Genomic DNA, 11,424 nt, shown 5'->3' with positions numbered 1-11,424 from the left:
CCCCGGGCACCCTGAGGGCTTCCTTCCCGAGGGCGGGAATCGGCAGTGATGCAGGCCGTGCAGAGGCCGTCGTCCTCCGGGTGACCGCGCCGGGGTGGGTGTGGGCCCGTGCCGACGCATCCGCGTGACACATCTCTGAACAAGCGCTTAGATAGTACGTCCGGACCTGTGCCCGCCGAGCTGGAGGCCCCGTTGCTGTTCACATCCGTCGACGACGTCTCCGCACGCCTCGCCGAGACCGGCTACCTGGCGTCGCCCTCGGTCGCCACGACCGTCTTCCTCGCGGACCGCCTCGGCAAGCCGCTCCTCATAGAGGGCCCCGCCGGGGTCGGCAAGACGGAACTCGCCAAGGCCGTCGCACAGGTCTCGGGGGCGCGGCTGGTCCGGCTGCAGTGCTACGAAGGCGTCGACGAGTCGCGCGCCCTGTACGAGTGGAACCACGCCAAGCAGCTCCTGCGCATCAGCGCGAGCCGTGACGAGACCTGGGACGAGACGCGCACGGACATCTTCAGCGAGGAGTTCCTGCTGGCGCGTCCCCTGCTGACGGCCATCCGGGGCGACGATCCGAAGGTGCTCCTGATCGACGAGACCGACAAGGCCGACATCGAGGTGGAGGGCTTGCTGCTCGAAGTGCTGAGCGACTTCCAGGTCACCGTCCCGGAACTCGGCACGATCACCGCGGTGCGCCGGCCGTTCGTCGTCCTCACCTCGAACGCGAGCCGCGAGCTGTCCGAGGCGCTGCGCCGCCGCTGCCTCTTCCTTCACATCGGTTTTCCGGAGGAGGAGTTGGAGCGGCGCATCGTGCTGCTGAAGGTCCCGGGGCTCGGTGAGGCGCTGGCCGAATCCGTGGTGCGGGTGGTCGGAGCGCTTCGCGAGATGGATCTGCGGAAGTCGCCGTCGGTCGCCGAGACCATCGACTGGGCGCGCACTCTTCTCGCGCTCGGCGCGGACACGCTCGACGAGACCGTCGTACGCAGCACTCTCGGTGTGATCCTCAAGCATCAGGACGACATCGCGAAGGCGGGCGCCAAACTCGACCTGGATGCTCTGTGAGCACGCCGACGGCGGCTGTCGCGGAGCGGCTGACGGGTCTCGTCGGGGCACTGCGCGGGCACGGCATCCGCATCGGCACCGGGGAGACCGTCGACGCGGCGCAGGCGGTGGCGGCGCTCGGCCTGACGGATCGTGAGCGGCTGCGCGAGGGACTGGCCGCGACGCTGCTGCACAGCACGGCTCAACGGGTGACGTTCGACCGGGTCTTCGACCTGTACTTTCCGCGCGCCGTCGGGGCACCGAGCACACCCGCGCCCGCGGACCGGGACGACCTGCGTGACCGTATCGCGGCCGCGCTCGTCGCGGGCGACCAGGCGCTGCTGGGCCAACTGGCCGTCGAGGCCGTCGACGGGTTCGGTGGTTACGGCTCCTCGCAGGGCTCGGACGGATGGTCGTCCTACCAGACGCTCGAGCGGCTCCGGCCCCAGACACTCCTGGCACGCGTCCGTGACGGCATCCGGGCACAGTCCGGCACTGCAGGGTTCGCCGACCGGCTGCTCGACGACGAGATCCGCCGACGTATCGAAGCGTTCCGCGGACAGGTCGTCACGGAGGCACGGCGCCGCGTCGCCGAGCGGCGCGGCGTCGACGAGATCGCACGGCGGGCCATCGCCCCGACCGCCGACCGGGTCGATTTCCTGTTCGCGGGACGGGCACAACTTGCGGAGCTGCGAAGGGCGGTTCAACCACTCGCCCGCAAACTGGCCACCCGGCTCGCCGCACGCCGCCGACGTGCCGCGCGCGGGACGATCGACCTGCGGCGGACCTTGCGGGGTTCGCTGTCGACGGGCGGCGTGCCGATACGGCTCGTGTTGCGCAAGCGCCGTCCCGTCCGCCCCGAACTGGTTTTGCTGTGCGACGTGTCGGGCTCGGTGTCCGGCTTCTCGGACTTCACACTGCTGCTCGTGCAGGCGCTGCACGATCAGTTCAGCAAGGTGCGGGCCTTCGCTTTCGTCAACCGGGTCGACGAGGTGACCCGCCTGTTGGAGCACGGCACGGCAGCTCCGGCGGGCCTGAGTGCTCGGATCAACTCCGAGGCGACACTGACGGGCTGGCACGGAAGCAGCGACTACGGCACCGCGCTGGGCGAGTTCGTCGAGCGGTACGGCGGAGCGGTGGGCCCGCGCTCGACGGTCTTCGTCCTCGGTGACGCCCGGACGAACATGAGCAACCCGAACCTTCCCGCCGTGCGGCACATCGTAGGCCAGGCCCGCCGTGTCTACTGGTTGAACCCCGAGCAGCGCTCCCAGTGGGGCACGGGAGACTCCGCCGCGCTCGCCTACGCCGAGCTGGTCGAGATGCACGAATGCCGCAACGCCCAGCAGCTCGGCGCCCTGGTCGCCCGCCTGTTGCCGGTCTGATCGAGATGCGTCGACAAAGCGCCATGGCTGCGGAGCCGGCATCCGCGGGCAGCTCACCGGCTCCGGAGGCTTCTGGTTCTCGAGCCCGCCCTGGGGGAGCACCGGGCTGGGGGTCAACGCGGTCGGGAGCCGCTCGCACGACCAGTTGCACATCCACATGTCCAGTGTCCGCCCGGGAGTGAAGGCAGAGCTCGACAAAGCCCGCCAAGCGGGCACGGTCGCCAAGGATCTGAAGAGTCGGCCCAACCGGTTGACCACGGTCACCGGAGTCGACGAGCAGCCCAGTCCGCCGAAGCCCGACCCGCGGAGCTACCGAGTGGTCCACGTCGACGGCTTCCAGACGTTGAACCTCTGCAAGGCACTCAACGACTACGTCGTGAGCCCGGCACACGAGACCATGGGACAACAGACGTTGATCGTCATTGGGGCGGGCTCCGGCCCGAGCGATGGGTACTACGTCCTCAACAGCCGGAAAGACCTCCCGCACACCGCCCCTGCCCCCCAGGGAATTGGCTACTGCGACAGCATCCTCGTCTGCAAGTGAGGGCGCGTGGCGGTGCTCCTCGCCGGCGAAGACCTCGGGCCACCCTGGCACCGGGTTGGGACATCAGGGGGCCGGGAGTCGCAGGCGCCGGCGAGCAGAGCTGTTGGGGTCTGTTCGGGGCGGAAGGCACTTGAGGGGGGTGGGGCGAAGTCCTGGTCCCGTGCCGTGACTACCGTTGCCCCGGTACGTCACCGAACCGCCCCCTGGAGAACCCCGTGCCCGTACCTCTCGGCGAGGACGTGGTGGCGCTGCTGCGCCGCCCCAGCACCTGCTACATCGCTACAACGATGCCCGACGGCTCACCCCAGCTCACCCAGACATGGGTCGACACCGACGGGGAGCACGTCCTGATCAACAGCGTCGAGTCGCATCAGAAGACCCGGAACATCGCGCGTGACCCGCGGGTGGCCGTCGCCGTCGCCGACCCCTCGGAACCTGCCTCCTACGTTCAGATCCGCGGCCGTGTGGTGAGTGTGACCACCGAGGGGGCGGTCGACCACATCGAGGCGCTCGCGCAGAAGTACCTCGGCGGCCCCTACCCCTGGTTCGGGGGCCGCGACCAGGTCCGGGTGATCTACGTGATCCAACCCGAACGGATCAGCAGCCCCCGCGGCTGATGATCAGGATGTCTCAGCCGGTCCTGTGACTGATCTTCGAGTCGGTGTGGACGCGGTCGGCCGGTGCCCGGCCCACGCATTCGTCCAGCGTGGGCGAGGCCCGGGGAGGCGGACGAGGCCGCTCATGCCTGTGCCCGGGTAGCCGCCGTCGGCCTTCGTCGCGGTATCGGCGGCGGCTCGTGCGGACGGGGCCGGATCGGCCCGCCGGACACTACGGTGGCGGCCATGCAGAACGCCGCGCCGACCGCCGTCCCCCCTGACGCACCGGAACCGGGAGCCCGCCACGCCGGCTGGCCGGAACTCTTCTTCGACCTGGTCTTCGTGGCGGTCGTCGCCCAACTCGCCGAAGGGCTGCACGGAGACCCCGGACCGGGCGACTTCGTCGCCTTCCTCGTCCTGTTCGCCCCCGCCTGGTGGGCCTGGATCAACTTCATGTTCCAGGCCAACCTCTTCGACGACGACCGCCCCCGGGCCCGGTTGCTGATGCTCGCCGGGATGCTCGCGCTCGCCGCGATGAGCGCCGCCGTCCCCGACGGTCTCGGGGCCCGTGCCCCCGTCTTCGCCCTGGCTCTCGCCGCCACCCGGCTGGTGATGTTCGCCCAGTGGTGGCCCGCGACCTCCCGGGACCTGCCTGCGGACCAACGGGTCCCCCGCTGGCGCCCCTTCACCTACTGTGTGGTGACGGCGGCACTGTGGGCGGCCTCGGCGGCTGTGCCGGCCCCGGGGCGCTTCGTGCTGTGGGCGGTTGCGCTGGCCATCGAGGTCGTCATCATCGCCGCAGGCCGCGGCAACTCCCTGCCGGGGCCGATCAGCGTCGAGCACCTGGTGGAGAGGGTGGGCCTGTTCGTCATCATCGTGCTCGGTGAGTCGGTGATCGCGCTGATCAGCGCCATGTCCGGTACCTGGACGGGCCAGGCAGCCCTGGTCGGCGTGCTCGGCTTCGTGCTACTGGCCGCACTGTGGTGGTCGTACTTCGACTTCGCGACTCCGGCGGCCGAACACCACCTGCGCCTGCAACCTGCGGGCAAGATGTACGCCATGGCCCGGGACGTGGTCGCCTTCCTCCACTTCTTCGCCGTCGCCGGGATCACCGCGCTCGCCGCCGGACTGGGGACCGCCGTCTCGGACGCCGGCCACCACCGGCTGCCCACCGGAGCCCTGATCGCCCTGGCCGGCGGCCAGGCCCTCTACCACGCCGCGCACTCCGGCATCAGCCTGCGGTACGGCCGTACTCTGCGCCGGACGGCACCCTGGGGCGTGCCGGGTGTACTGGTCCCCCTGGCCGTGATCGCCCTGGGCAAGGTCCTCACGCCACAGGCGGTGGTGGCGGTGCTGGCCGCGGAGGCGGTGGCCCACCTGCTGGCGGCGCGCCGCAACGCCTCCCGACTCCCGACTGCCTGACCGCCCCGCGCCGGATGCCCGGGGGGCCGCCCGGACAGGACCTCTCCCGCGGACCGCCGTACCCACGCCTGTGCTGTGCGTAAAGCGCGATCGCGCCGGACGCCCGGCGGACCGCGGCGGCCGTCTGAACGAGCCCATCGACTACGGCGCCCCGACCACCACCTGGCACTCCCCCGCCCGTTGACTGACCGGATCCCACAAGCACGAAGACCCTTCCCGCACACCGACGGCTTCCTCAGCCCCCGGGAATGCAATGCGAAACCCGGCGTCCGTACGTCGACGGCGCATGCCGGTGCGCGCGGACCCCGGACCGTGCTCAGCTGGTAGGTCGGCTGGTGGAAGCCGTGCTGGAGGGATCCGCCGGGGGGCTGCGATGTTCGGTGAGCGGCGGGCCGGTCTCGGCCGGTCGTCCAGCCTCGCCGTCGGCTCTCCGTCTTCGGCGCTGTTCGAGTCGCAGTGGACGTCGGCTGCGTGCGGTGACCCATGCCATGAGGGCCGGCCCGGCGGCCGCCGAGACAAGACCGCCGAGGATCAGGCTGGAACGGGCGCCGAAGGCGTCCGAGGCCAGGCCGACCAGGGGGGCGCCGATGGGGGTGCCGCCGAGGAGGACCAGAAAGTAGACGGACAGGACGCGGCCGCGCAGGCGTGGCTCCACATGGAGCTGGGTCAGAGCGTTGGCCGTCGTGGTGACGGTCACCGAGGCGAAGCCGGTCGGGATCAGCAGGGCCATGAACGTGCCGTAGCCGGGCATCAGACCCAGCGTGGTCTCCAGTGTCCCGAGGACCACGGTTGCGGTGACCAGGCGTCGTGCGTCGGGTGGCCGCCGGCGGCCGGCTCCGCGAATCGCGCCGACAAGGCTGCCCGTGGCGTACGCGGCCGAGAGACAGCCGAAGGCCGCTGCGCCGGAGTGGAAGACCGTGATCGCCATGAGGCTGATGGTGACTTGGAAGTTGAGCCCGAAGGTGCCGACGATGCCGGTCACCGTGATCGGCAGGAGCAGTTCCGGGGTCGCGGCGATGTGACGGAAGGCATCGGGCAGCCGTGCGCGGCCACGCCTGGGCGGGACGGGGGTACGGGGTTCTTCGGGTCGTAATGTGACCAGGCCGTACAGGACGGCCGCGTACGAGGCGGCGTTGATGAGGAACACCACGCCGATTCCCGCGGCGCCGACGGTCAGGCCCGCGAGGGCGGGGCCGAGGATGCGGGCGACGTTGAACTGGGCGGAGTTCAGGCCGACTGCGGAAGCGACCTGCTCACGGGTGACGAGCTCGGAGATGAACGCGTTGCGTGCGGGGCCGTCCAGGGCGGTGGCGGTGCCAAGGGCAAAAGCCAGCGCGTACACGGACGGCAGGGTGACCGTGCCGGTGACGGTCAGCGCCCCGAGCAGGAGGGACTGCACCGCCATGGCCGACTGGGTGGTCAGGAGTAACCGCCGCTTGGAAAAGCGGTCGGCGAGCATGCCCCCGGTCAGGCCGAACAGGGTCTGAGGCAGGAACTGCAGAGCGGTCACGACGCCGACCGCGCCACCGCTGTTGCCGGTCAGCTGGAGAACCAGCAGGTCCTGTGCGGCACGCTGCATCCAGGTGCCGATGTTGGAAGTCAGCTGGCCGATCAGGAAGCGCCGGAGATTTCGGGTCCCGAGCGTGGCGAGGACCCCGTTGGGGACTGCCTTCCCTCGACTTGCGCGGGCACGGTGGTGCACGCTCACGACGTCTGCAGGGCGCGCGCGTCCGGAACGCACTCCCCCACGTCGGTGGCCGCCTCCCGTCCAGGGGTCGGCGCTTCGGCCACGTGGGTGGCCGTCGCCGTGTCGTCGATGTGGTGGAAGGTCGGGTGGGGGTGCATGAGGAACGCATGGTGGGAGATGTTCCACGCATAGGCGCCCGCCATGGCGAAGGCGATCCGGTCGCCCACGCGGAGGTGTTCCACCATGATGCGGCGCGCCAGGACGTCCTTGGGCGTGCACAGCTGGCCTACCAGCGTGACCGGTTCGTCACGGGCCTCCGGGCGGGGCCATGCCTGGTTCCAGGAGTCGTCGGGAAGCACGTCGAAAGGCTGGTCGTGCTGTCTCGCGGCGGGTGTGCGCAGATGATGGGTGCCTCCGCGCAGGACGGCGAACGCCTGGCCCCGGCTGAACTTGACGTCCAGGACCTGGGTGACGTACCAGCCGCAGTACGCGGTGACCGAACGGCCGGGCTCGATCCGCAGTGTGAGGCGGGGGTAGCGGGTCAGGATCCGGCGCAGACCGGCGCCGTAGGCCGCCCAGTCGAACACCTCCTGCGGCCGGGAGTAGTCGACGCCCATCCCGCCGCCGACGTTGACCTCGGCGAGGTCCAGATCCCGCCCGCGGGCCCAGTCGTCGGCCCAGCCCAGGACCTCCTCGGCCAGGGCCAGTTGGGCGGTGGGCCGCAGTCCGCTGGCGAGGTGCACATGGAGTCCGCGCAGGCGGATGCGCCGGTCCGAGGCGACGACCTCCAGGCAGCGGTCCAGCTGGGCGGGGTCCAGGCCGAAGGGGGCGGCCCGACCGCCCATGGCGAGAGCGACCGGGCCGAGCGCGACCGGCAGGTTGACGCGCAGCAGGATGTCGGTGGTGCGGTCGCCCAGCAGGGTGGTGAGTACGCGCAGCTCGTGTTCGCTCTCGATGTGCAGGCGCTGCACACCCGTGTCCAGCGCCTGTGCCAGTTCGGCCGGGGTCTTGCCGGGGCCGCCGAACGCGATCGGCGCGCCGGGGAGGAGACCGCGCACATGCTGGAGTTCGCCGCCCGAGGCGACCTCGAATCCGTCGAGGTGCCCGGCCAGAGTCTTGAGCAGCCGGGGGTCGGAGTTGGCCTTCGTCGCGTACAGCAGCTCGACGCGCTCCGGGAGTGCGGCCCGGATGGCGCGGGCGTGTTCACGCAGGCTCGACAGGTCGTAGACGTAGGCGGGCAGGTCGTCGTCGGCCAGTTGGTGGACGTGGTGGAGCAGTGCGGGTCTCACCGGATCACCTCGCGGGGGAAGTCCGCGCCGAGCGGGCTGGGAAGGGGGACGTAGGTGGCGTGCCGGTCGGCCTGGCGGTTCCAGCGCAGCAGGAGGTTGGCCTTGGCCGGGAGCGGGACGCCGGAGAGCAGGGCGCGCAGTCGCGCCGGTTCGGCGGCCGTACGGGCGTAGGAGTCGAGGTGGTCGCGGACAAGGCCCCACAGGGCCGGCTCGCGTGCCGGGCCGAGGTCGGCGAGGGCGCTGAGCAGCTCGGTGACATGGTTGACGAGCAGGCAGTACGCGACACGGTTCCAGCCGCGTTCGGCGTCGTACGTGAGCGCTGCGCCGACGTCGTCGGTCAGACCGGCGAGGGTGTGCCGATGGTGGCCGGGCAGCAGCTTGGTGCCCTCGAGGTCGCGGAGGAGTATCTGCGCGGGCGTGCCGTCGGCGTTCACTCCGATGACGACGTTCTGGAGGTGGGGTTCCAGTACGACGCCGTGTTCGAAGTAGGCGGCCAGCACCGGCGGCACCAGCAGTCTCAGGTAGGTGTCCCACCAGCTCAGGACGTCGCCGTCGCCACGGGCGAGCAGGTGGGACACATGGGCCGTGCTGGTGGGGTACTCGTCCGCGACCGCGGCGGCCAGCAGGGGTGTCACGCCGGGACGCAGGTGGGGGCGCAGCCCCGAGCGTACGACGACGCCGAAGCCCTCCAGGAGGTCGGTGTCCCCGCCGGTGTCCAGGGTGCGGTAGCCGGGTTCGGCGAGCAGGCCGCATCCGGGGAAACGGTCGGCGAGGACGGCGAACACGGGTTGGACGACGGAGTTGAGGGTGACGGCGCCGGACAGTTCGTAATGGGCGTGCCTGCGGACGCAGTTGGTGAGGCGTACGTTCAGGCTGAACTTCAGGAAGGTGTCGGCGTCCGGCTGGTACAGGGTGCGCACCGAAGCGGTCGGCGCCAATTCGGGGCCGTGGACGCCGGTGTCGACGACGTCGCCGGCGTCCATGGCCTCGCGCAGCAGGTGGTGGCTGCGCAGCAGCCGGTACTGCCAGGGGTGCACGGGGAGCGTCGCGTATCCCGGTTCGCCCGGTGGGCACAGCGTGTCCAGCTCGCTCAGGTCGCCCTCCTCACGTACGAGAGATCGGCGCACGGCGAGATGGCGCAGGCGGAAGCGGGTTCCTGTCTCCGGCCCGTAGGCCAGCCAGTCCGCTGGGTCGCCGGTGCGGGCCTTGGGTGTGGGATGGAAGCGGTGGCCGAAGACCAGGGACTGCTCCGACGCCAGGTAGGGGTCCCTGTGCGGGGTCCGGCGGGCGCGGTGTTCCAGGATGGTGCGGATGGTGTCACGGCTGTCGGTGACCTGGGGCAGGAACTCCTCGTTGGCCGTGTCGGTGCGCAGCTCCAGTTCGTCCTGGATGTGGCCGGCCAGCTCACGCCAGTCGATCGTGGCCCATGCGCCTTCGTCGAGCCGTTGCACCGGGCCGAGGAAACGGTGGGAGCCGATGAGCGAGACCCGGCGCAGGGCTGCACGGAGCAGGAGGTCGCGGCGGGGCAGTCGGATCAGGAGGTGGTCCTGGTCGACGGTGACCTGGTGCTCGGGGGCGGAAAGCTCACGGATCAGGCAGTTGAGCAGTGTGTGGGCGGTGACGGTGTCCGCGGTCCGTGCATGCTGGTCGCGCCGTGTCGTAGCCGGGCGCCCATCCGCCGGCGTGGTGGTCGAGCCGTCGGATGCGGTGGAGGTGGTGGAGGTGCTCATGCGGTCGCTCCGGTTCTGCGAAGGCGTGCGAGGGGGTTGGGAAGGGGAGTCCACTGGGCCTTGCCCGGCGCATCGGCGAGGCGCATCGCGATGGTCGCCTTCAGCGGCAGCGTGTCGCCGAAGAACGCTGCCGCGTCCCCGTCGTCCGGCAGGTCGGCGTACACACGGCGGCCTGCCTCGGCGACGGTCTCCCACAGCGCTGACGGGTCGGCGGCCAGGGTACGGGCGAAGACGTCGACCAGCTCGCTGAAGACTCCGCTGAGCAGCCCGCCGAAGAGTTTGGTGCGCAGTGAGTCCATGTCGTCGCCGGCGCGGGTGCCCATGAGGGGCGGCAGCGTGAACCCGCACCCGGCGAGCCGTCGCGGACTGACCCGGACTCCGTCCAGGTCCCGGTAGAGCACGCGCACCGGACGCCCGTCCCGCAGGACGACCACGGTGTTCTGCCCGTGGGCCTCCAGGGCCACGCCCATGGACAGCAGTGTCAGCGCAGGTGGCAGCACAAGGCCGGCGAACTCCGCCAGCCAGCGCACCGGATCGCCTTGTGCAACGGCGGCTCCGGTCGCGTGCACCGCAGTGAGCGGCACCGCGATCTCGGAGGTGCCGAGGTGGATGTCGGTGGACTCCCTGATCATCGCCGCCAGGCTCGCGGACGGTCCGTCGCCCCGCAGTACGGTGCCGCCGCCCAGCTCGCGCAGGACCCGCAGGCTCTCACCGAATCCGGCCTTGTCCAGGACTGCCTCGACCAGGTCCGACAGGAGCGGGCCGTCGGCGACCTCGGCCGGCGAGATGGTGCGCCGGTAGTTGGTGACCTGCACGTCGAGCGCCGTCTTGATGTGCCGGCCGCGCAGGCCGTCCAGCGGTGCGAGCGTCCGCAGCGACAACAGGGGCCGCGCGCGGATCGTCCCCGCCACCTCGGCGTCGCGCGCGAGCATGTGGTCCCGCTGCCAGGGGTGGACCGGTACGAGGACCGTGTCGCCGTCGCGCAGTTCCTCGGGCCAGATGCCGCTGCCGTGCCAGTGCCCGGCCGGGACGGGCAGCAGAGCGAGCTCGACCACCGGGTGGTGCTCGGGCGCGTAGGCGAGCACCTCGGCGACCGACATTCCGGTGCGGGTCCGGCAGCACGGGTGTTGCGGGTGGCCGTCGACGACCGCCTGCTCGGCGTCGATCGAGTCACCGGGCGGGCCGGTCCGCCCGGCGTGCGCTGCGCGGGCCAGGGCCAGGTTGGTCACGCTGTTGTCCAGCTCGTCCGCCAGCCGTGACGCCGCGGGGGTCCGCAGTCCCAGGTGTGCCAGCAGCGTCCTCGGTGCCCGGACGGGCCCGTGGGGCCCGGACACGGTGAAGTCGTCGGCCACCCGGGCGAACCGGTCGGCGCAGGAGGCGGGTGCCGTGAGCCGGTCACCGTGCCGAAGGGTGAGGACCAGCGTGTCCCCGTCCCGGTGACGGCGGGTCACGCCGGGCAGCTCCTCCCGTGCGAAGGCCCCCCACAGGCGGCCGAGCACGGTTGCGCGCGCTCCCGGGAGCGCGGTTGCGTACGGCTCCACCAGGTCGGGGCGCAGGCGGCGCAGTTCGTGGATCGTGGTCGCGTTCACGCTCGGCGTCCTCGTCCGGAGCGAGGCGGCGTAATGATGATGATGTGCGGATTCGGCATGGCTCATTCCTGGTGCTGTTTACGGGGCACTTCGTTCGGCATTCGTGTGGATTCCGCTGTCCAGCGACACTACGACACGCCGAGTAAGCGGATT

The 11,424-nt window shown here is 71.1% G+C and carries 9 protein-coding genes; 5 read left to right on the top strand and 4 right to left on the bottom strand.

Annotation, left to right across the window (positions count from 1 at the left end):
• Positions 1-195 precede the first annotated feature (195 nt).
• From ACWCP6_RS31710 to ACWCP6_RS31690, 5 genes are all read left to right on the top strand, one after another.
• Positions 196-1,053 carry an AAA family ATPase gene (locus ACWCP6_RS31710; protein WP_450936049.1) on the top strand — a complete coding sequence of 286 codons (858 nt, stop codon included), beginning with the start codon at positions 196-198 and terminating at the stop codon, positions 1,051-1,053.
• Positions 1,050-2,414 (top strand): vWA domain-containing protein, encoded by a 1,365-nt coding sequence (locus ACWCP6_RS31705; protein WP_450936039.1) that lies wholly within the window; start codon positions 1,050-1,052, stop codon positions 2,412-2,414. Before ACWCP6_RS31710 ends, ACWCP6_RS31705 begins: the two co-directional genes overlap by 4 nt.
• Before the next feature lie 40 nt (positions 2,415-2,454).
• The gene (locus tag ACWCP6_RS31700; protein ID WP_450936048.1) at positions 2,455-2,958 is read left to right on the top strand and encodes a CDP-diacylglycerol diphosphatase; all 504 of its coding nucleotides are present in this window, start codon (positions 2,455-2,457) and stop codon (positions 2,956-2,958) included.
• A gap of 215 nt (positions 2,959-3,173) precedes the next feature.
• Complete coding sequence (locus tag ACWCP6_RS31695) at positions 3,174-3,575, top strand: PPOX class F420-dependent oxidoreductase (RefSeq protein ID WP_450936038.1); 402 nt, start codon at positions 3,174-3,176, stop codon at positions 3,573-3,575.
• 225 nt (positions 3,576-3,800) lie between these two features.
• Complete coding sequence (locus ACWCP6_RS31690; RefSeq protein WP_450936037.1) at positions 3,801-4,976, top strand: low temperature requirement protein A; 1,176 nt, start codon at positions 3,801-3,803, stop codon at positions 4,974-4,976.
• Positions 4,977-5,292: 316 nt separating this feature from the next.
• Here ACWCP6_RS31690 and ACWCP6_RS31685 read toward each other — a convergent pair whose 3' ends face one another.
• The 4 genes from ACWCP6_RS31685 to ACWCP6_RS31670 are packed head-to-tail and all read right to left on the bottom strand — an operon-like array spanning position 5,293 to position 11,271.
• Entirely contained in the window at positions 5,293-6,678 is a 1,386-nt protein-coding gene (locus tag ACWCP6_RS31685; protein ID WP_450936047.1) for an MFS transporter, read from the bottom strand.
• Positions 6,679-6,680: 2 nt separating this feature from the next.
• Positions 6,681-7,952: a type III PLP-dependent enzyme gene (locus ACWCP6_RS31680; protein ID WP_450936036.1), complete on the bottom strand. Its 1,272-nt coding sequence runs from the start codon at positions 7,950-7,952 to the stop codon at positions 6,681-6,683.
• Positions 7,949-9,682: an IucA/IucC family protein gene (locus tag ACWCP6_RS31675; protein WP_450936035.1), complete on the bottom strand. Its 1,734-nt coding sequence runs from the start codon at positions 9,680-9,682 to the stop codon at positions 7,949-7,951. The genes ACWCP6_RS31680 and ACWCP6_RS31675 overlap by 4 nt, the downstream gene beginning before the upstream one ends.
• Complete coding sequence (locus tag ACWCP6_RS31670; RefSeq protein ID WP_450936034.1) at positions 9,679-11,271, bottom strand: IucA/IucC family protein; 1,593 nt, start codon at positions 11,269-11,271, stop codon at positions 9,679-9,681. Before ACWCP6_RS31670 ends, ACWCP6_RS31675 begins: the two co-directional genes overlap by 4 nt.
• Positions 11,272-11,424 lie beyond the last annotated feature (153 nt).

This window comes from Streptomyces sp. NPDC002004, assembly GCF_053593975.1.
Note: the sequence above shows the minus strand (reverse complement) of the source record. Positions and strands in the feature narration are given on the sequence as shown.